20 protein-coding genes and 1 tRNA gene are annotated in these 19,196 nt (G+C 65.5%); 18 read left to right on the top strand and 3 right to left on the bottom strand.

The genetic code is table 11. The features are described from left to right. The 3 genes from ACUCV3_RS20885 to ACUCV3_RS20895 all read left to right on the top strand — a co-directional run. Positions 1–722: hypothetical protein (locus tag ACUCV3_RS20885; RefSeq protein ID WP_279730864.1), on the top strand; the 722-nt coding region annotated here is incomplete at its 5' end. Positions 723–880: 158 nt separating this feature from the next. After that, positions 881–1,405: a tetratricopeptide repeat protein gene (locus ACUCV3_RS20890; protein ID WP_004207831.1), complete on the top strand. Its 525-nt coding sequence runs from the start codon at positions 881–883 to the stop codon at positions 1,403–1,405. A 280-nt stretch (positions 1,406–1,685) separates the two neighbouring features. Continuing rightward, positions 1,686–2,903, top strand: a complete 1,218-nt coding sequence (locus ACUCV3_RS20895) for a calcium-binding protein (RefSeq protein WP_482241107.1) — start codon at positions 1,686–1,688, stop codon at positions 2,901–2,903. Positions 2,904–2,958: 55 nt separating this feature from the next. On the opposite strand, the gene ACUCV3_RS20900 is transcribed toward ACUCV3_RS20895, so the two are convergent. Further along, the gene (locus ACUCV3_RS20900; RefSeq protein ID WP_279730860.1) at positions 2,959–3,270 is read right to left on the bottom strand and encodes a hypothetical protein; all 312 of its coding nucleotides are present in this window, start codon (positions 3,268–3,270) and stop codon (positions 2,959–2,961) included. Positions 3,271–3,314: 44 nt separating this feature from the next. Continuing rightward, on the bottom strand, positions 3,315–4,913 hold the full coding sequence (locus ACUCV3_RS20905; RefSeq protein ID WP_482241108.1) for a M28 family metallopeptidase: 1,599 nt from the start codon (positions 4,911–4,913) through the stop codon (positions 3,315–3,317). 108 nt (positions 4,914–5,021) lie between these two features. Between ACUCV3_RS20905 and ACUCV3_RS20910 the strand changes: the two genes are divergently transcribed. The 4 genes from ACUCV3_RS20910 to ACUCV3_RS20925 all read left to right on the top strand — a co-directional run bounded on the left by ACUCV3_RS20910 (position 5,022) and on the right by ACUCV3_RS20925 (position 8,735). Beyond that, positions 5,022–5,804: a head GIN domain-containing protein gene (locus ACUCV3_RS20910; RefSeq protein WP_482241109.1), complete on the top strand. Its 783-nt coding sequence runs from the start codon at positions 5,022–5,024 to the stop codon at positions 5,802–5,804. After that, a complete protein-coding gene (locus tag ACUCV3_RS20915; protein ID WP_482241110.1) occupies positions 5,756–6,487 on the top strand; it encodes a GIN domain-containing protein in 732 nt (243 codons plus the stop codon). Before ACUCV3_RS20910 ends, ACUCV3_RS20915 begins: the two co-directional genes overlap by 49 nt. Before the next feature lie 105 nt (positions 6,488–6,592). Continuing rightward, complete coding sequence (locus ACUCV3_RS20920) at positions 6,593–7,864, top strand: ammonium transporter (protein ID WP_482241111.1); 1,272 nt, start codon at positions 6,593–6,595, stop codon at positions 7,862–7,864. Positions 7,865–7,871: 7 nt separating this feature from the next. After that, complete coding sequence (locus ACUCV3_RS20925) at positions 7,872–8,735, top strand: glycosyltransferase (protein ID WP_279730853.1); 864 nt, start codon at positions 7,872–7,874, stop codon at positions 8,733–8,735. 49 nt (positions 8,736–8,784) lie between these two features. Here ACUCV3_RS20925 and ACUCV3_RS20930 read toward each other — a convergent pair whose 3' ends face one another. Then, entirely contained in the window at positions 8,785–10,116 is a 1,332-nt protein-coding gene (locus ACUCV3_RS20930; protein ID WP_010338183.1) for an MFS transporter, read from the bottom strand. 187 nt (positions 10,117–10,303) lie between these two features. Here ACUCV3_RS20930 and cyoA point away from each other — a divergent pair, with 187 nt between their 5' ends. From cyoA to rutD, 11 genes are all read left to right on the top strand, one after another. Further along, positions 10,304–11,419, top strand: coding sequence for a ubiquinol oxidase subunit II (cyoA, locus tag ACUCV3_RS20935; protein ID WP_482241112.1), 1,116 nt, complete (start codon positions 10,304–10,306; stop codon positions 11,417–11,419). A gap of 5 nt (positions 11,420–11,424) precedes the next feature. Then, complete coding sequence (gene cyoB, locus ACUCV3_RS20940; RefSeq protein WP_026108880.1) at positions 11,425–13,425, top strand: cytochrome o ubiquinol oxidase subunit I; 2,001 nt, start codon at positions 11,425–11,427, stop codon at positions 13,423–13,425. 5 nt (positions 13,426–13,430) lie between these two features. Further along, complete coding sequence (gene cyoC / locus ACUCV3_RS20945; protein ID WP_004207842.1) at positions 13,431–14,054, top strand: cytochrome o ubiquinol oxidase subunit III; 624 nt, start codon at positions 13,431–13,433, stop codon at positions 14,052–14,054. Beyond that, the gene (gene cyoD / locus ACUCV3_RS20950; protein WP_017499771.1) at positions 14,051–14,467 is read left to right on the top strand and encodes a cytochrome o ubiquinol oxidase subunit IV; all 417 of its coding nucleotides are present in this window, start codon (positions 14,051–14,053) and stop codon (positions 14,465–14,467) included. The genes cyoC and cyoD overlap by 4 nt, the downstream gene beginning before the upstream one ends. Then, positions 14,464–15,189 (top strand): SURF1 family protein, encoded by a 726-nt coding sequence (locus ACUCV3_RS20955; protein ID WP_279730849.1) that lies wholly within the window; start codon positions 14,464–14,466, stop codon positions 15,187–15,189. The genes cyoD and ACUCV3_RS20955 overlap by 4 nt, the downstream gene beginning before the upstream one ends. Next, the gene (locus ACUCV3_RS20960; RefSeq protein ID WP_048937550.1) at positions 15,186–16,520 is read left to right on the top strand and encodes an ATP-binding protein; all 1,335 of its coding nucleotides are present in this window, start codon (positions 15,186–15,188) and stop codon (positions 16,518–16,520) included. The genes ACUCV3_RS20955 and ACUCV3_RS20960 overlap by 4 nt, the downstream gene beginning before the upstream one ends. Continuing rightward, positions 16,510–17,043 carry a response regulator transcription factor gene (locus tag ACUCV3_RS20965; protein WP_017499774.1) on the top strand — a complete coding sequence of 178 codons (534 nt, stop codon included), beginning with the start codon at positions 16,510–16,512 and terminating at the stop codon, positions 17,041–17,043. Before ACUCV3_RS20960 ends, ACUCV3_RS20965 begins: the two co-directional genes overlap by 11 nt. A 64-nt stretch (positions 17,044–17,107) precedes the next feature. Next, a tRNA-Gly gene (locus ACUCV3_RS20970) sits at positions 17,108–17,181 on the top strand. 70 nt (positions 17,182–17,251) lie between these two features. Next, on the top strand, positions 17,252–18,034 hold the full coding sequence (gene rutB, locus ACUCV3_RS20975; RefSeq protein ID WP_279730847.1) for a pyrimidine utilization protein B: 783 nt from the start codon (positions 17,252–17,254) through the stop codon (positions 18,032–18,034). Beyond that, positions 18,034–18,417, top strand: coding sequence for a pyrimidine utilization protein C (rutC, locus tag ACUCV3_RS20980; protein WP_279730845.1), 384 nt, complete (start codon positions 18,034–18,036; stop codon positions 18,415–18,417). Before rutB ends, rutC begins: the two co-directional genes overlap by 1 nt. Next, positions 18,410–19,192, top strand: a complete 783-nt coding sequence (rutD, locus tag ACUCV3_RS20985; protein ID WP_279730843.1) for a pyrimidine utilization protein D — start codon at positions 18,410–18,412, stop codon at positions 19,190–19,192. The genes rutC and rutD overlap by 8 nt, the downstream gene beginning before the upstream one ends. The last annotated feature ends 4 nt before the right edge of the window (positions 19,193–19,196 follow it).

Below are 19,196 nucleotides of genomic sequence, written 5' to 3' on the forward strand. Positions count from 1 at the left end.
GTTCCAGCGGCGACGCCCGGATCGACCGGATCATGTGCGCGATGCTCAGCGCCTGCGTGCGCGAGGGCGTCAGCGATCCGACCGGTGGCAAGGCCTGCATCAACGCCAAGATCGCCAGTTTCGAGGATGAGGTCGTGCCGGTGTCCGCGCCCCTGCCCCCGCCCGCGCCGGCCGCCGTCGCCGCCATGGCCGGCCCGCCTCCAGCCACGCCACCCCTGTCCCCGGCCCCGCCGGACCAGCCGCCCGCCCCGCCAAAGGGGCCGCCGATCGTCGTCACCGGCCGCCCCAACCCGATCCTCGCGGGCCAATGGGCGTTCAGCCAGCACCAGACCGTGATCCGCGATTTCAGCACCCGCACCCTGCCGATCCGCACCTGGAACCTGTGCATCCCCGACGGCACGATCGACGCGACGATCGAAACCATGCTGGACGACAGTTTCGCCGGCCCCGGCACGTCCAGCTATTGCCGGCAATGGAAACTGGACGGCGACGGCGCCGCCATACACGGCAATCAGCGCTGCTGGCTCGGGCCGGGGGTGCGGATGCAGGGCAAGCTGGAAGGCGAAATCGGCCCGCGCAGTGTCGAGATAAAACGCAACATCCGCCTGTTCGAGGTCAACAGCGCGCCCGCCCGCGATCTGGGCAGCCCCATGGGTGGCGACGCAGAATTTCTCATGTCGATCACCGGCACCCGCGTCGGCAATTGCAGGCCCCGGCGCTGAGCGCGGCTCGGTGTCGAGCCGATAGCCATGTGGCTGAAGAAGGCATCGGATATCGAACAATTGCCCCGGATTGCCGGCAACAGTTCCGAATTGAAACCAAAATTGACAGGCCCCTGCTGTCACCATAACCTCCTTTCGTCTAGCGAAGGAGTGCCCCGATGCGTTTCGCGTTTCTTCTACCGGTAATCGCTTCCGTACTCGCCGCCCCGGCGACAGCCCAGTCGCCCGATCAGGCCCGCTCTTACGAAGGGCTCCGTCCCAGCTGGGACAATCTCTACAACGTCGATTCGGGCGTCTATGGGGATTTTCGATCGCCGCAATATGGCCAGGTCCGCCATTTGATGCAGCAAGGCCATTATGCCCAGGCCGACAAGGCGCTGGACAGGATCATGAGCGGATCGAACGATCTTGAGGCGCGCTTCCTGAAAGGGGTGACGGCGCTGGCGCTCAACAATCCCGAAGGCGCACGGCGCTATTTCGAACGGGCATTGCCCCATGGGCGCAGCGGCCATCCCGGCGCCATGTCGGGCCTAGCGCTGGCCGAAATCCGCCTCGGCAATCCCGATGCAGCGCGCGACCTGCTCCAGAAGCTGGAATATCAGAAGGGGAAATGCGCCGCCAACTGCGATCGGGCGCAGGCCATCGATCAGGCCATTGGTGTCGTGACCAAGGCGCTAGGCTGACCAGCAGGCCCGGCAACCATTCCCTGCCGGGCCAGTCGTGACTAGGGCGCCTCCATGGATGGCGACATGGAATTTCTCATGTCGATCACCGGCGCCCGCATCGGCAATTGCAGGCCCCGGCGCTAGCCACGCCAGACCACGCCAGCACCATAGGGCAAGCCCTGCGCAATTGGCCGCCATGCTTTCCAAGCCGGGCGGATCGATATAATATCGCGCGCACAAATCCGCCGTCCCGTCATCGGTCTCGCGCCAATAGGGGACTGGAGAAGGATCGACCGTCATGGCCAATCGCTACGGAACCAAGAATAACAATATTCTGAGCGGCACCACCGGTCGCGACCGGATCGTCGGGCGCGGCGGCAATGACATTCTCTATGGCCGCGGCGGCCGGGACGTACTGCTCGGCGGATCGGGTGGAGACCGCATCCATCTCGGCATTGCCAGCCGCTATTCGGACGTGTTCGGCAGCCGGATCGACGGTGGCGAGGGCACCGACCTCGCTTATCTCTACCTCAGCGAAATGACGCAGAAGCTGAAGATCCTGCCCAATTTCGAACGCATCACCGCCGATGCGGGCGACGGCACAGCCCCGCGCACCCTGGTCACGATCCACGGCATCGAAGTGCTGATCGCCTATCTGGGCACGGGCGACGATTATGTCCTGCTCGGCCCTCGCGAGGCGATCATCCGGGCCGGCGATGGCAGGGACAGGTTGATCGGCGGCGACATGCACGACGATTTCAGGGGCGATGGCGGCGATGACGTGCTGTTCGGCCGGGGCGGCGGCGACAGCCTGGATGGCGGCGCGGGCACGGATCTCATCCTTGGCGGCGCCGGCGCGGACGACATTGTCGGCGCCGACGGTGCCGATCGCCTATATGGCGGCGATGATCGCGATACGCTCTCGGGTGGCAACGGCGATGATCGCATCCATGGCGATGCCGGCGATGACATACTTTATGGCGGGTCGGACGCGGACATAATGTTCGGCGACGACGGCGCCGATATCCTGTGGGGCGAATGGGGCGACGACCGGCTCTATGGCGGCAGCGGCAATGACCAACTCGATGGCGGTGAAGGCCGCGACATAGTGGACGGAGGCGCCGGGGACGATGCCGTCGCCGGCGGCGCGGGCAATGACAGGACCTATGGCGGCCTCGGCGCCGATCGCCTGCTCGGCGGCGCCGGCAAGGATCGCTTCGTCTGGCGCGACCTGGCCGAAGGCGGCGATACCGTCCGCGATTTCGAACAGGGCGTGGATCGGCTGATCGTGGCCGGCCGCGCCGTAGGTGGCCTGACCAGCGTGGACGACAGCAATTTTTCCAGCAATGCCAACGGCGTGGCAACCGATGCCAATGATCGATTCCTCTATGCGCAGGACAGCAGGATGCTGTTCTTCGATCCCGATGGCAGCGGCGCGGCCCCCGCCGCGCTGATTGCCCAAATTCAGTTCAGCGTCGGCATCCAGCTTTACGCCAGCGACATCGTCATTGGATGAAGCCGGCATCGCGAAGGCGCCCCCGGCAAGCAAAGCTCAACCCATAACCGATCGATTATCGTATTTCGTCCATCTGTTCCCTAGCAGCCTTGGCTTCGGCGCAAAATTCCCCCGCCTCCCGGCAGCGCCGCTCCATCTTCTCGACGGCCACCTTCCATTGCTGCAAAACATAGGGGTCTCCCGCAATCGAGGGAGAGAATATCCGTCGGCCCGACGGCGACGATACCGGCCCGCCCGACGACATGGCAGAAGGCGGCGCCTCCTGCCGATGCGCCGCGCGCGGCGACACCCCTATGCCCAGCAGGAAAAAGCCCGCCGCCCCCACCACCAGCCCGCATCCGGTCAGCACGCGCCTGGCCTGGTTCATGATCGTTCTCCGCCGCTCGCCCTGCGCCCTATTTCACGAACCGCCTATTTCACGAACCGCTTGAAGAAGCTGTCGCTGTTCCAGCTCGGCCGCGTGTCCGCATTGGCGACCCGCAGCGTCACCGCGGTCACATAATCGTTCAGCTTCGCCGTCTCGGCCGGCATCACCGGCTGGTTCGCGTCGTCGAAGGGCGAATGATAGATGTTCGCGCGCCAGGCCTTCTCCACCGTCGCTTCCGGCGTCCCGGCCTTGAAGCCATATTTGAAGAACAGCGCCGGTATCCCCTCGCGGATGAAGGCATATTGGTCGGACCGGATGAAGACGTTGCGGTCGGGGAAGGGATCGGGCGTGATCGGCAGGCCCATCGCCTCGCTCACCGCCGCCGCATCCTGGCCCAGGCTGCTCTGGTCATAGCCGACCGGGGTCACGCTGGTCAGCTTGAAGATCGGCAGCGCCATGTCGAAATTGAGGTCGGCGACGATGCTCTTGCTCGGCACGGTCGGCCGCCGCGCGAAATAGCGCGATCCCAACAGGCCCTTTTCCTCGCCGGTGACGATGGTGAACAGGATGGATCGTTTCGGCTTCACCTTGCTCGCCTTCAACGCCTTGGCGATCTCGATCAGGCTGGCGACGCCCGACGCATTGTCCAGCGCGCCGTTATAGATGGCGTCGCCCTTGATCGGCGTGCCAACGCCATAGCCGTCCAGATGCGCCGACAGCACGACATAGTCCTTGGCCAGCTTGGGGTCGCTGCCCGGCATCACCGCCACCAGATTGGGCGAGGACAAGGCCACCCGTTTGGCCGCGACCGCCGCCTTGAGCCGCAGCGTCAGCGGGAAGCTGGCAACCGGCTTGGACGCATCGGCCGCCGCCGCGATCGCGGCGAAATCCTCGCCGCTGCCGGCGAACAGGTCGGCCGACCGGGCCGGGTCGAACTGGGCATTGAGGAAGGGCGTCTGCGTGTCGCGCATCGCCACATCCTCATAATAGACCGCCGGCGCGCTCGCCAGCGCCTTGCGCCGGTCCCAGGGAATCTCGACCTGCCCCGGCGTCACCAGGCTGATCATGCCGACCGCCCCCTGCGCCGCCAGCCAGTGGCCCCGCTCCGATCGGGCATGGGATTTGAGCGCGCCGCTGATCTCCGCCGGCCCGCCCGAAACGACCACCACGATCTTGCCTTTCAGGTCCAGCCCGGCAAAATCGTCATGGCCCACTTCGGGCAGATGCAGGCCATAGCCCGCAAACACCATCGGCGCGTCGATCGCGCCGGGCACCGGGCCGCCGCTGCCGGAAAAGATGATGTCGCCCGGCACTGCCAACGCCGTCTCGCCACTCGCGCCGACCAGGCTGGCCCTGCTCTCGCCCGACAGCACTGTCTGCTCGACAAAGGCGATCGGCTGCTTATAGCCCTCGACCCCGGCGGGTTTCAGCCCCAATGCCTGAAACTGGCCGATCACATAGTCGGCCGCCTTGTCATAGCCCGGCGTGCCGGTGCCGCGCCCCTGCATGTCGTCCGCCGCCAATATCTGGACATGGCGCCACCATGTCGCGCCGCGCGCCGTCAGATCATCCTCAGCCGGCGCGGCGCTGGCCGCCGCTCCCATCATCGCGACCAGCGGCAGGGCGGAAAACAGCTTGCGCATCGGTGGAATACCCTTCTTTTATCCTGCAGATATCATGCCTTATCCTGCCCGACGAACAAGGGGGCTTGGAACCGCCACGGCAAGAGTGTATTGTAAAGATAATACAGCATGGAGATAATGATGCCGCGCCTGCCCCTGTCCCATCACCTGACCCTCGCCACCCTGCTCGCCATCGGCCTTGCCACCAGCGCCTGCTCGCGCGGCAACGACCATCAGGCTGGCGGTGGCAACGGCGAATCCCCAGCCGCCGCCAGTACCCCGCAGGACTGGGCCGCACTCAAGGATTTCAGCCGCATCGACGTGACCGGACCTGACAATGTCGTCGTCACCATCGGCCCCAAATTCTCGGTCACCGCCGATGGCGATCCCAAGTCGGTCGCCCTGCTCGACATCCGGACCAAGGCCGACACGCTCCAGATCGGCCGCAAGTCCGAAGGCATGTGGAACAAGGTCGACGGCGGCAAGGGCGCGACCATCCATGTCACCCTGCCCGCCATCCGCGCGATCGACGTCACCGGCTCGGGCGACTTCACCCTCGACAAGGCGGAAGGGACCGAACTCGCCCTCTCGCTCACCGGTTCGGGCGATCTCGACATCGGCCAGGTGAAGCTTGGCAGCCTCAAGGCGGAAATCACCGGATCGGGCAGCATCACCCTCGCCGGCACCGCCGATCAGGGCGAATTGTCGATCACCGGCACCGGCGACATCTATGCCGCCGGGCTGAAGCTCGGCCGTGCCGCCGCCGAAGTCATGGGCACCGGCGACATGGACTTTGCCTCCGACGGTCCGGTCGCTATCAAGATCATGGGCACCGGCGACGTCAAGGTGAAGGGCAAGGCGCAATGCACGACGAACACGATGGGACCGGGCGAAGCGCATTGCGGCCCCTGATGCTGGCAGCGGCGGCGGCACTGGCCGGGGCTTCCCCCGCCAGCGCCGCCACCCGCGGTTATACCATCACCAGCTTCGACCAGATCCGCGTCGACGCCCCGGTCACGGTCATCATCACCACCGGCACCGGCGTCTCGGCGCGGGCGGAGGGGGACCAGCGCGCGCTCGACCGGCTGCGCGTCGATGTTTCGGGCCGCCTCGCCATCATCTCGATGGAGCAGCCCGAACCGGGCGAAAAGGGTCTTGGCCCCGCCACCATCCGCCTCTCCACCGGCGAAGTGAACCGCGTCGTCCTGACCGGCGGCGGCGCCGTCGCGGTCAGCGCGATGAAGGGCCTCAATGGCGAGATCGTTCAGGGCGGCAATGGCGATGTCAGCGTCGCCTCGCTCCAACTCGACAATCTCCAGGTCACGCTCGCCGGCGGCGGCCGCACCACGCTCGCCGGCACCGCCGGCGTCGCCAATCTGCGCATCAGCGGCCCCGGCGCGATCGTTGCCGACCATCTGGTCGCGCGCCAGGCCGCGATCCTCAACGACGGCTCGGGCAATGTCGCCCTCACCGCCAACGGCCCGGTCAGCATCCGCTCGACCGGATCGGGCGATGTCAGCGTCGCCGGCAAGCCGATCTGCACCGTCGAAAATCAAGGCACCGGCCGCATCCAGTGCGGCACCGAGGGTTTCTGAACAGCGCGGCGGCGGATCAACCTGCCGGAACATTACCATGCTTATGGAAGTCTTTACCCTGCCCGCGCTAGTCAGGGCGACCTGACCCCAACCGGACCTTCCTCCATGCGCCCAGCCCTTGCCCTGCCCGTTCTTGCCGCCCTGTTGCTGGCCCAGCCGGCCGCAGCCCAGGTGGCGGCGCCCGACAGCGGCGACACGGGCTGGATGATCGCCTGCGCCCTGTTGCTGCTACTCGCCGCGCTGCCGGGCCTGATGCTGCGTCATGCGGGGCTTGCCAATGTCCGCCACGGGCTCGCCGCCATGGCCCAGACGCTGGTCGCTGGCGCGACGATCCTGCTAGGCTGGGGCCTTGCCGGCTACAGCCTTGCCTATGCGCCGGGCAGCGAATGGCTGGGCGGCGGCAGCAATCTGCTGCTCGCCAATCTCGCCCCGCTGCGCGATGGCCTCACCGTGCCCGAATCCGCCTTCGTCCTGTTCCAGATGGGCTTTGCCGTACTGGCCGGGGCGATATCCGTCGGCGCGATCGCCGGCCGCGCCCGCCTTGGCTGGGTCGCCGCCTTCGCGCCGCTCTGGCTGCTGCTGGTCTTCGCCCCGATCACCCACTGGATGTGGGGCGGCGGCTGGCTGGCACAGCTTGGCGCGATGGACTTTGCCGGTGGCTTGGTCGTCCATGTCCTGGCCGGCTTCTCCGCCCTTGCCCTGGCCCTCGTCGCCGGGCGCCCCCGCGATGCCCAGGGTGGCGGCCATGCCCATATCCTCGCCATCGCCGGCGGTGCGCTCTTCTGGGTCGGCTATGCCGGTGCGGTCGGCGGCTGGGCGCTGGGCGCCACCGACGATGCCGCCACCGCGATCCTCAACCTCTTCTTCGCCGCCTGCGCCGCCAGCCTCGGCTGGGCGCTGGTCGACCGGCTGCTCGGCGCCCATGCCAGTGCCACCGGCCTGCTATCCGGCGCCATTGCCGGCCTCGCCGCCATTTCCGCATCGGCCGCCCTGGTCGGCACCGGCGGGGCGATGCTGGTCGGCCTCGCCGCCGCGATCATCGCCCGCATCGGCGCCGGTTTCGCCAGCGCCTGGATCGACGATCCCGCCCATATCTCCGCCGTCCATGGCCTGGGCGGCGCGACCGGCGCGCTGCTGCTGCCTTTGTTCGTCCTGCCGTTGCTCGGCGGGGTCGGGTTCGACGCCGGCATCACCGCCACCGCCAGCCTGCTCGCCCAGGCGATCGGTCTGGTCGTGATTGCACTGTGGGCGCTGGTCGGCACCGCCATCGCCGCGCTGATCGTCTCGATCCTGGTGCCGCTGCGTGCCACGCCCCAGGCCGAAGCCGATGGCCCGGACGCCGTCGAACATGGCCAGCAGGGCTGGGACTTCCGCTGATCTCGCCATGGTCGTCGCCGTCGCCATCTTCGCCCATCAGGAGGAACGTCGGATCGCCGGCTGTCTCGGCTCGCTGCCGCTCGACCGCCCGGACACGATCTTCCATGTGCTGGTGAACGGCACCACCGACCGCACCGTGGCGCGTGCCCGCGCCGCCGCCGCCGGCCGCGCCCATGTGATCGTCCATGACATCGCCGCCGGCGGCAAGTCGCGCACCTGGAACCATTTCGTCCACCACCTGCTCACCGGCACGGAGGATGCCGTCATCTTCCTCGACGGCGATGCCCAGATCGCGCCCGGATCGATCGACGCGCTGGTGGCCGACCTTGCCGCCCACCCGCAGGCCAACGCCGCCGCCGGCATGCCGGTCAATGGTCGCGAAGTGGAAACCTATCGCCGCAACCTGCGGATCGAGCGCGGCATCTTCGGCGATCTCTATGCCCTGTCCGGCCGCTTCGTCGCCGCCATCCGGGCGAGTGGCCTGCGCCTGCCCGACGATCTGGTCGGCGACGACGGGCTGGTCGCCTCCTGGGCGCATACCGATCTGGCAAGCGACGCCGACTGGCAACTGGAGCGGGTATTGGCCTGCGAGGGCGCCGGCTTCGCCTGCGAACCGGTCGGCCTCACCCGGCCGCTGACCTGGCGAATGCACTACAAGCGGCTGATCAACTATTCGGTCCGCTATTATCAAAACCGCATCGTCTCCGACATCATGAGCCGGGTCGGTCCTGCCGGCCTGCCGCGCGACCTGGTCAGCCTCTATCCCGACTGGCTGCCGCGCTGGCGCCCCCGCCCCGGCCCGATCGGCTGGTTCGACCGCAAGGGCCTCGCCCGGATGAAAGCACGGGTCGCAGCGACAAAAAAAGCGTGACCGGCCGGGCCGATCACGCTTCCCATTTTGCCAAGGCCGTCGGCCGGGATCAGCGATCCCGCGCCGCCAGTTCCTTGTTGACGTAGAGCGCCACCATCGTCGCAACCGCGCCCGACAGCAGGTAGATGCCCGACGCGGCCAGGCCGAACTTCACCGACAGCAGCAGCGCCAGCAGCGGCGCGAAGCCGGCACCGACCAGCCAGGCCAGATCCGACGTCAGCGCCGAACTGGTATAGCGCGCCTCGGTCGCGAAGTTGGAGGCGACCACGCCCGACGACTGGCCGAACGCCAGGCCCAGCAGCATGAAGCCCAGGATCATGAAGGCGACCTCGCCCAGATCCCCGCCATTGAGCAGCAGCGGCGCCACCACCGCGAAGATTGCGATGCCCAGGGCCGACCAGCCGAGCAGCGAGCGACGACCAATCTGGTCGGCGATGAAGCCCGACACCACGATCGCCAGCAGGCCGACCGATGCGCCGATCATCTCGATCACCAGGAAGCGATCGATCGGCTGATCGGTGAACAGCACCACCCAGCTGAGCGGAAACACGGTGACCATGTGGAACAGGGCAAAGCTCGCCAGCGGCGCGAAGGCACCGATGATGATGTTGCGCCCTTCCGCCTTGACCGTCGGCAGCACCTGCGACGGCACCAGATCCTTCTGCTCGAAAAGACGCTCGAACTCATGTGTCACCACGATGCGCAGCCGGGCGAACAGCGCCACGACGTTGATCGCGAAGGCGACGAAGAAGGGATAGCGCCAACCCCAGTCGAGGAAGTCCGCTTCCGATAGCGTCAGCAGGAAGAAGGCGAACAGACCGCTCGCCACCAGCAGCGCCAGCGGCGCGCCGAGCTGCGGCACCATCGCATACCAGCCACGCTGGTGCGGCGGCGCGTTGAGCGACAGCAGCGACGCCAGTCCATCCCATGTCCCGCCCAGCGCAATGCCCTGCGCCGCGCGCAGGATCACCAGAACGACAGCGGCATAGTGGCCAATCGTCGCATAACCGGGCATAAAGGCGATCGCCGCGGTCGACCCGCCCAGCAGGAACAGGGCCGCCGTCAATTTGGTCCCGCGGCCATAGCGCCGGTCGATCGCCATGAAGATCAGCGACCCGATCGGACGCGTGATGAAGGCGACGGCGAAGATCGCGAAGGAATAGAGCGTGCCCGTCAGGGCATCGACATAGGGAAAGACCAGGTTCGGAAAAACGATAACCGAAGCAATGGCGTAAACGAAGAAGTCGAAAAATTCGGAGGTGCGGCCAATGATCACACCAATGGAGATGTCTCCCGGTGCAATGCTGTGGTCGCGTGCATTGATTTTGCGCGCATCATCCTCAAGCGAACTGGAGGTGAAGGCAATGGCCTGTGAAGTCATAGGCATCCGCTCCCTGGCTGGGCCGACGGTGCCTGTTTTGGGTCTCCCGACGGCCAGAGAATGGCAACATAACAGAAAACCCACAGAGTCTAAGCAGTATCCCACATGTGAAACATTTTTTGCGTCCGCACATAATTGGACAAATTGCCCACTATCGCATGGCGTGCGGAATCGGTAACCGCGCGCCATGTCACACCCTCTCTCACCCAACTGGAGCCGGCTTCTGCGCTGGTCCTCCGCGATCCTTGCGGCGCCGCTGGCGGGCTGCAACTGGGTCGTGATGAACCCGTCGGGCGACATTGCGGTGCAGCAGCGCGATCTGATCCTGATCTCGACCGCGCTGATGCTCCTCATTGTCATCCCCGTCATGGCACTGGTCGTCTATTTCGCCTGGCGTTACCGCGCCGCGAACAAGGCGGTCGAAAAGGAATATGACCCCGACTGGGATCATTCCACCAAGCTGGAGCTGCTCATCTGGTCGGCCCCGCTCCTCATCATCATCTGCCTGGGCGCGCTGACCTGGGTGAGCACCCACAAGCTGGACCCCTATCGTCCGCTCGACCGCATCGACGCGCAGACCGCGATCGATCCCAAGGTCAAGCCGCTGGTCGTCCAGGTCGTGGCGCTCGACTGGAAATGGCTCTTCATCTATCCCGAACAGGGTATCGCCACCGTCAATGAAATGGCGCTGCCGACCAATGTTCCGGTCCGTTTCGACATCACTGCCTCGACCGTGATGAACAGCTTCTATATCCCTGAACTCGCCGGCCAGATCTACGCGATGCCCGGCATGAAGACGCAGCTCCACGCCGTTGCCAACAAGCCGGTCACCGGCACCGGCTTCTCCGCCAACTATTCGGGCGCGGGCTTCACCCACATGCGCTTCGGCTACAAGGCGCTGGACCAGGCCGGCTTTGACGCCTGGGTCGCCAAGGTGAAGGCCAGCAATGCGTCGCTCGACCGCAATGTCTATCTGAACCTGGCCAACCCCAGCGAAAAGGCGCCCGTCGCCTATTTCTCGACCGCCGATGCCAAGCTGTTCGACGCGGTCGTCAATCTCTGCCCCAAGCCCGGCCAGCGTTGCATGGGCGAGCTGATGCACATCAACCAGATGGGCGGCGCGGGCAAGGAGTCGGCCAAGGAGACCGAAGGCCTCCAGTACGACTTCCCCAACAGCCATGTGATCGACCAGACCGATCGCAACGAGGGCAAGGAAACCGCCCCCGATGCGCCCGGTGCCGAAAAGGCCCCGGCCGATCACTCCTCTCACAGCGGCGCTGACGCGCACGCGCAGCATCGGTAAGAGACATGACCGGTACACTCACAACAGCACAGATGATCTTCGGTCGTCTGACATGGGACGCGTTCCCATGGCATGAACCCATCGTCGTCGCGACATTCTGCGCGGTGGTGCTGGGCGGCGCGGCCGTCGTTGCGGCGCTGACCTATTTCAAGCTCTGGGGCTATCTCTGGAAGGAATGGTTCACCAGCGTGGACCACAAGAAGATCGGCATCATGTACATGGTGCTCGGCCTTGTCATGTTCCTGCGCGGCTTTGCCGACGCCGTCATGATGCGCCTCCAGCAGGCGCTCGCCTTCAACGGGTCCGAGGGCTATCTCAACGCCCATCATTATGACCAGGTGTTCACGGCCCACGGCGTGATCATGATCTTCTTCGTGGCGATGCCGTTCATCACTGGTTTGATGAACTATATCGTCCCGCTGCAGATCGGCGCCCGCGACGTCAGCTTCCCCTTCCTGAACAATTTCTCGTTCTGGATGACCACGGGCGGCGCGGTGCTGGTGATGGCCTCGCTGTTCCTGGGCGAATTCGCCCAGACCGGCTGGCTCGCCTATCCGCCGCTTTCGGGGATCGACTATAGCCCGGCCACGGGTGTCGACTATTATATCTGGGCGCTGCAGGTGGCAGGCGTCGGCACGACATTGTCGGGCATCAACCTGATCGCGACCATCGTGAAGATGCGCGCGCCGGGCATGTCCCTCATGAAGATGCCGGTGTTCACCTGGACCTCGCTCTGCGCGAACATCCTGATCGTCGCTTCCTTCCCGATCCTGACCGCCACGCTGGTCCTGCTGTCGCTCGACCGCTATGCCGGCACCAACTTCTTCACGAACGACTTCGGCGGCAACCCGATGATGTACGTGAACCTGATCTGGATCTGGGGTCACCCGGAAGTCTACATCCTCATCCTGCCGCTGTTTGGCGTCTTCTCGGAAGTCACCTCGACCTTCTCGGGCAAGCGCCTGTTCGGCTACACCTCGATGGTCTACGCGACCTGCTGCATCATGGTGCTGTCCTACCTCGTGTGGCTGCACCACTTCTTCACCATGGGCTCGGGCGCCAGCGTCAACAGCTTCTTCGGCATCACGACGATGATCATCTCGATCCCGACGGGTGCGAAGCTCTTCAACTGGCTCTTCACCATGTATCGCGGCAAGATCCGTTTCGAGCTGCCGATGATGTGGACCGTCGCCTTCATGCTGACCTTCACGGTCGGCGGCATGACCGGCGTTCTGCTCGCCGTTCCGCCGGCGGACTTCGTGCTGCACAACTCGCTGTTCCTGATCGCGCACTTCCATAACGTGATCATCGGCGGCGTGCTGTTCGGCCTGTTCGCGGCGATCAACTACTGGTGGCCCAAGGCCTTCGGCTTCAAGCTGAACGTGTTCTGGGGCAAGGTCAGCTTCTGGTGCTGGCAGGTCGGCTTCTGGCTCGCCTTCACCCCGCTGTACATCATGGGCCTGATGGGCGTGACGCGTCGCATGCGCGTGTTCGACGATCCGTCGCTGCAGATCTACTTCGTCATTGCCGCGATCGGCGCCGCCATCGTCGCGGCCGGCATCGGCGCGATGCTGCTTCAGTTCGCCATCTCCATCTGGAAGCGCGACGAACTGAAGGTCGAAGGCGATCCGTGGGATGGCCGTACCCTGGAGTGGGCGACCAGCTCGCCCCCGCCGGAGTATAATTTCGCCTTCACGCCGGTCGTCTATGACGCCGACAGCTGGGCGGACATGAAGAAGAATGGCTATCAGCGTCCGCTGACCGGCTATCAGGCGATCCACATGCCCAGCAGCACCGGCGCCGGCGTCATCCTTGCCGCCCTGTCGACGCTCTGCGGCTTCGCGCTGATCTGGTACATCTGGTGGCTCGCGGGCCTCAGCTTCATCGGCATCGTCGCGGTCGCCATCGGCCACACCTTCAACTACAAGCGCGACTTCTACATCCCCGTCGAGGATGTGACGCGCACCGAGGAAGAGCGCACGCGAATCCTCGCCGCTGGAGTCTGACTGACATGAGCAGCGCAACTGCAACCACGGAACCTCGGGCATATCATTTGCCCGAGGAGCCGCACCTCCACGAAGGCCACAGCACCATGCTGGGCTTCTGGATGTACCTGATGAGCGACTGCCTCATCTTCGCCATCCTGTTCGCCACCTATGCCGTGCTCGGCGGCAGCTTTGCCGGCGGCCCCGGCCCGAAGGATCTGTTCGACCTGCCGCTCATCGCGCTCAACACCGCGATGCTGCTCTTCTCGTCGATCACCTACGGCTTCGCCATGCTGGCGATGGAAAAGAACCGGATCAGCGCCACCCAGGGCTGGCTGTTCGTCACCCTCCTGTTCGGCGGGGCGTTCCTGTTCATCGAACTCTACGAATTCTCGCACCTCATCCATGAAGGTGCGGGTCCGTGGCGTTCGGCATTCCTGTCGGCCTTCTTCACCTTGGTCGGCACCCACGGCCTGCACGTCACCTTCGGTTCGATCTGGCTGATCACGCTGATGGTGCAGGTGGCCAAGAAGGGTCTGATCCCGGCCAACAAGCGTCGCCTGATGTGCCTGTCGATGTTCTGGCACTTCCTCGACGTCATCTGGATCGGCGTCTTCACCTTTGTCTATCTGATGGGAGTCCTGCGGTGAGCGACGCTGTCCATAGCCACGACGCCCACGGTCATGGGCACGATCATCACGATGACCATCATGAAGAAGGATCGCATGGCAGCTTCGGCAGCTACATGATCGGCTTTGGCCTGTCGGTGATCCTGACGGCCATTCCCTTCTGGCTGGTGATGTCGGGCGTGCTGGGCAATCCCCAGCTGACCGGCATCGTCATCATGGCCTTCGCCGCGGTGCAGGTGATCGTCCACATGATCTACTTCCTGCACATGAACACCCGCGTCGAAGGCGGCTGGTCGTTCATGGCGATGATGCTGACCATCGTCCTGGTCGTCATCGTGCTGTCGGGTTCGATGTGGGTCATGTTCCACCTCAACGCGAACATGATGCCGCACGCCGACATGTCGGCGATGCACAATATGAGCGAGATGCCGTGACATCCGCGAAGATCGGGGGGCGCCGCCGGCGCTCCCCGCGCTTTACGATCGGCCTGACGCTGATCGCCCTCATCCTGTTTTCCGGTCTTTGCGCGCTCGGCAGCTGGCAAGTCTATCGCCTCGCCTGGAAGCGCGACCTGATCGCACGGGTCGACGCCCGCATCCATGCCGCGCCCGTCCCCGCCCCCCGCAGCATTACCAGCGACGACGAATATCGCCGCATCACCGCATCGGGCCGTTTCCTGCATGACAAGGCGGTGCTGACCCAGGCCGTCACCGTGCGCGGCCCCGGTTTCTGGGTGATGACGCCGCTGGTGACCGACGCCGGCTTCACCCTGATGGTCAATCGCGGCTTCGTGCCGCAGGACAATCGCACCCGCTACAGCCGGCCTCTAGGCAAGGTCCAGATCGTCGGCCTGCTGCGCCTGACCGAGCCCAAGGGTGGTTTCCTGCGCAGCAATGATCCCGCCGCCGGCCGCTGGTATTCGCGCGATGTCGCCGCGATCGCCGCCGCGCAGCATGTCGCCCCGCCGGTCGCGGACTATTTCGTCGATGCCGGCGCCAATTGCGCGCCCGACACCGCGCCGGTCGGCGGCCTGACCGTCGTCCGCTTCCCCAACAATCACCTCCAATATGCCATCACCTGGTTCATACTGGCGGCGATGGTCGCAGGCGCCTACATCTTCCTCATGCGTCGGGATCCAGAAGACAGCGCGGAATGAGCGAGACCCAAGCCGTCAGGCGCCGCTGGCTGCCCAGCCAGTGGCCCGCCGATGCCGCCGGTCGCAAGAATATGGCGCTGCTGATCCAGCTGCGCTGGATTGCGATCGCCGGGCAGCTGGTGACGATCCTGATCGTCCAGTTCCTGATGGGTGTGCGCCTGCCCCTCGCCCCGATGCTGCTGGTCGCCGCCGTCGCCGTGCTGGTCAACGCCGCCAGCTTTGCGGCGCTGCGCCCCCGGACCGACATCACCCGCGCCGAACTGTCGGTGTCGCTATTGTTCGACGTGCTGCTGCTGACCGCCCAGCTCTATCTGTCGGGCGGCGCGACCAACCCCTTCGTCTCGCTCTATCTGCTCCAGGTCGCGCTTGGCGTGCTGCTGCTCGACCGGGCGAGCGCCTGGGGCATCACCGCCGTGTCGGCGCTGTGCGCCGGCCTGCTGGCGCTCGACTATCGCCCGCTCGACCTGAGCGACCGGCTGGCAGGCCGGCTGTTCGACCTGCACATCATCGGCACCTGGATCTGCTTCACCATGATCGCGGTGCTGCTGGTGCTGTTCATCACCCGGATCAACCGCAACCTTCAGGCGCGCGAAGCCTATCTCGCCAGCATGCGGCAGCATGCGGCGGAGGAGGAACATATCGTCCGCATGGGCCTGCTCGCCTCGGGCGCGGCGCATGAATTGGGCACCCCCCTCGCCCAGCTCGCCGTGGTGCTGGGCGACTGGCGCCGCATGCCCGAAATCACCGAGCATCCCGCTCTGGTCGAGGAAGTGGGCGAGATGCAGAGCGCGGTCCTGCGCTGCAAGGCGATCGTCACCGGCATCCTTCTTTCCTCGGGCGAGGCGCGCGGCGAGGCGCCGGCCGTCACCAATGTCCGCGACTTCATCGAGGGCATTGCGGCCGAATGGCGCCGCGCTAACCCCGGCATGCCGCTGCGCTGCGACTTCGGCCCGCATGATTATCCGCGCATCATCGCCGACCCGGTGATCCGCCAGGCGGTCGGCAATCTGCTCGACAATGCGCGTGAGGCCGGCGCCACCTATATCGACCTGCTGGTCGGACGCGACAGCGCCTCGCTCAACATCGCCGTGCGCGACAATGGCAGCGGCTTTTCGCAGGCGATGCTGGAGGATTTCGGCAAGCCCTACCGCTCCAGCAAGGGCAAGGAAGGCCATGGCCTCGGCCTCTTCCTTGTGGTCAATGTCGTGCGCAAGCTGGGCGGCAGCGTATCGGCCAGCAATGGCGCCGATGGCGGCGCGCTGATCCTGCTGCGCCTGCCGCTCGATACGGTCGCACTGGAAGAGGAAAGTGACAGCGAAGATGACAGCTGAACGGCTGCTGGTGATCGTCGAGGATGACGAGGCCTTTGCAAAGACCCTCAAACGTTCGTTCGAGCGGCGTGGCTATGACGTGCTGACCGCCGCCAGCCATGGCGCGCTGGAGGAGGTGCTCAAGGGCAACCGCCCCGGCTATGCCGTGGTCGATCTGAAGCTCGGCCCGGAATCGGGCCTGGTCTGCGTCCAGACGCTGCACGCCCATGATCCCGACATGCTGATCGTGGTGCTGACCGGCTTTGCCAGCATTGCCACTGCGGTCGAGGCGATCAAGCTCGGCGCGACCAACTATCTGGCGAAACCCTCCAACACCGACGATATCGAGGCCGCCTTCGCCCGCTCGGGCGGCGACCCCGCCGCGCCGCTGGCGCCGCGCCCGACATCGATCAAGACGCTGGAATGGGAACATATCCATGAGGTGCTGAAGGATTGCGACTTCAACATCTCCGAAACCGCCCGGCGTCTGGGGATGCACCGCCGCACCCTCGCCCGCAAGCTGGCGAAACGCCAGGTCGGCTAATTTCGCGCGCGTCCATCAAGCCCCGTTGACCGCGCCCCATGGCCATGCCATGGCCGGTCCAGACGCGGGTGTAGCTCAATGGTAGAGCAGCAGCTTCCCAAGCTGACGACGGGGGTTCGATTCCCCTCACCCGCTCCAGATTTTCCCGAAAATCTCAAAAGCCCGCTGAAGGGCGAGAGCCGAGATATATCCGGCTCGCGCCTTAGCCATGACGGCCGCGCTTGACCATTGGGTGCATCTGCTCAATCCTGCGCCGGTGAGCGAAGCCATCGTCGATCCCGCCCCGTCCCGTTCCGGCCCCTGCGTGGTGCTGCCGGCGCGCCCCGAAGCAATCCGGATCGATGCCGCGACGACAGCGCTGATCGTTGTCGACATGCAGAATGCCTATGCCAGCAAGGGCGGCTATGTCGACGAGGCCGGCTTCGACGTCGGCCCGGCGGCGGGCGTCATTCCCCGGATCGCGGAGGTCGTCGATGTGGCGCGGGCCGCGGGCATGCCGGTGATCTTCCTGCAGAATGGCTGGGACAGCGGCTATGCCGAGGCCGGCACGCCGCTGTCGCCAAACTGGCACAAGTCCAATGCGCTCAAGACGATGCGGGCGCGGCCGGACCTGGCGGGCAAATTCCTGGCGCGCGGCGGATGGGACTATGAACTGGTGGAGGCGCTGGCGCCGCGGGAGAACGACCTGCGCGTCCACAAGCCGCGCTATTCCGCCTTCTTCAACTCGCAACTGGATAGCGTGCTGCGCGCGCGCGGCATCCGCACCCTGGTCTTCACCGGCATCGCCACCAATGTCTGTGTGGAATCGACCCTGCGCGACGGTTTCCATCTCGAATATTTCGGCGTGCTGCTGGAAGATGCGGTGCATCATCTGGGGCCGGACTTCATCCGCGAGGCGAGCCTCTACAATGTCGAGAAATTCTTCGGCTGGGTGAGCAATGTCGCCGATTTCCGCACCGCCGTCGGCCAGCTTCCGCCCAAGGAGATCTGATGCCCTTCGAACCGATCGACCCGCCCCAGTTCCCGACGCCGATTGCCCCCTATTCGGCGGGTGCCAGGGCCGGGAATACGATCTATGTCTCGGGCGTGCTGGCGCTGGGCGAAGGCGGCACGGTGCTGCATGTCGGCGATGCCGCCGCGCAGACCCGCCATGTGCTGGACGTCATCAGGATCACGGTCGAGGCGGCCGGCGGCACCATGGCGGACATCGCCATGAACCATATCTTCCTCAAGGATCTGGGCGATTACGCGGCCTTCAACACTGTCTATGCCGAATATTTCCCCGGCGACAAGCCGGCGCGCTACTGCATCAAGTGCGAGCTGGTGAAACCCGATTGCCTGGTCGAGATCGCCTCGGTCGCGCATCTTGGCTGAGGCCGCCGGCCTCTATTATGAAACCCACGGGCGCGCAGACGCCCCGCCGCTGATCCTGTCGAGCGGGCTTGGCGGATCGGCCAGCTATTGGGCACCGAACATCCCGGCACTGGCAGAGCATTTCCGCGTCATCGCCTATGACCATCGCGGCACTGGCCGCAGCGATCGGACATTGCCGGAAACCACCTCGGTCGAGGATATGGCCGGCGACGTCATCGCCCTGATGGATGCGCTGGGCATCGGCAGCGCGCATTTCATCGGCCATGCGCTGGGCGGCGCGATCGGCATGGAACTGGCGATCGCGACCTCTCGGCTCGACAGCCTGATCATCATCAACGGCTGGCGGACGCTGTCGCCTCATACCCGCCGCTGCTTCGACACGCGGCTGGCCCTGTTGCGCCATGCCGGTGTCGAGGCGTTCCTGCGGGCGCAACCGCTGTTCCTGTTCCCGCCGGACTGGATCGCGGCCCATGACGACGCGCTGAAGGCTGAACTGGCGCATCATCTCGCTACCTTCCCCGGCGCGGCCACGATGGAAAAGCGGATCGCCGCCGTGCAGGCCTATAGCCCGCACCTGCTCGACCTGACGGCCGTGGCCAAGGTGCTGACCATCGCCACCCGCGACGATTTCCTCGTCCCCCATGCCAGCGCCCTCGATGTCGCGGCGCCGATCGCATGGGCCAGGACTGCCAGCTTCGATTGGGGCGGCCACGCCTGCAACGTGACCGACCCGGATGCTTTCCATCGCCTCGTCCTCCCCTTCCTCAGGAGTTGAAGCC

This window comes from Sphingobium sp. VMM, from assembly GCF_056790315.1.

Bases quoted from the DNA above. Each gene is read 5' to 3' on its own strand.
- ACUCV3_RS20925 (WP_279730853.1), top strand. From the start codon at position 7,872: ATGGTCGTCGCCGTCGCCATCTTCGCCCATCAGGAGGAACGTCGGATC.
- rutB (WP_279730847.1), top strand. From the start codon at position 17,252: ATGACGGCCGCGCTTGACCATTGGGTGCATCTGCTCAATCCTGCGCCG.
- ACUCV3_RS20920 (WP_482241111.1), top strand. From the start codon at position 6,593: ATGCGCCCAGCCCTTGCCCTGCCCGTTCTTGCCGCCCTGTTGCTGGCC.
- ACUCV3_RS20915 (WP_482241110.1), top strand. From the start codon at position 5,756: ATGCACGACGAACACGATGGGACCGGGCGAAGCGCATTGCGGCCCCTG.
- ACUCV3_RS20910 (WP_482241109.1), top strand. From the start codon at position 5,022: ATGGAGATAATGATGCCGCGCCTGCCCCTGTCCCATCACCTGACCCTC.
- ACUCV3_RS20930 (WP_010338183.1), bottom strand. From the start codon at position 10,116: ATGACTTCACAGGCCATTGCCTTCACCTCCAGTTCGCTTGAGGATGAT.
- cyoA (WP_482241112.1), top strand. From the start codon at position 10,304: ATGTCACACCCTCTCTCACCCAACTGGAGCCGGCTTCTGCGCTGGTCC.
- ACUCV3_RS20900 (WP_279730860.1), bottom strand. From the start codon at position 3,270: ATGAACCAGGCCAGGCGCGTGCTGACCGGATGCGGGCTGGTGGTGGGG.
- ACUCV3_RS20960 (WP_048937550.1), top strand. From the start codon at position 15,186: ATGAGCGAGACCCAAGCCGTCAGGCGCCGCTGGCTGCCCAGCCAGTGG.
- ACUCV3_RS20890 (WP_004207831.1), top strand. From the start codon at position 881: ATGCGTTTCGCGTTTCTTCTACCGGTAATCGCTTCCGTACTCGCCGCC.
- rutC (WP_279730845.1), top strand. From the start codon at position 18,034: ATGCCCTTCGAACCGATCGACCCGCCCCAGTTCCCGACGCCGATTGCC.
- cyoC (WP_004207842.1), top strand. From the start codon at position 13,431: ATGAGCAGCGCAACTGCAACCACGGAACCTCGGGCATATCATTTGCCC.
- ACUCV3_RS20965 (WP_017499774.1), top strand. From the start codon at position 16,510: ATGACAGCTGAACGGCTGCTGGTGATCGTCGAGGATGACGAGGCCTTT.
- ACUCV3_RS20905 (WP_482241108.1), bottom strand. From the start codon at position 4,913: ATGCGCAAGCTGTTTTCCGCCCTGCCGCTGGTCGCGATGATGGGAGCG.
- cyoB (WP_026108880.1), top strand. From the start codon at position 11,425: ATGACCGGTACACTCACAACAGCACAGATGATCTTCGGTCGTCTGACA.
- ACUCV3_RS20895 (WP_482241107.1), top strand. From the start codon at position 1,686: ATGGCCAATCGCTACGGAACCAAGAATAACAATATTCTGAGCGGCACC.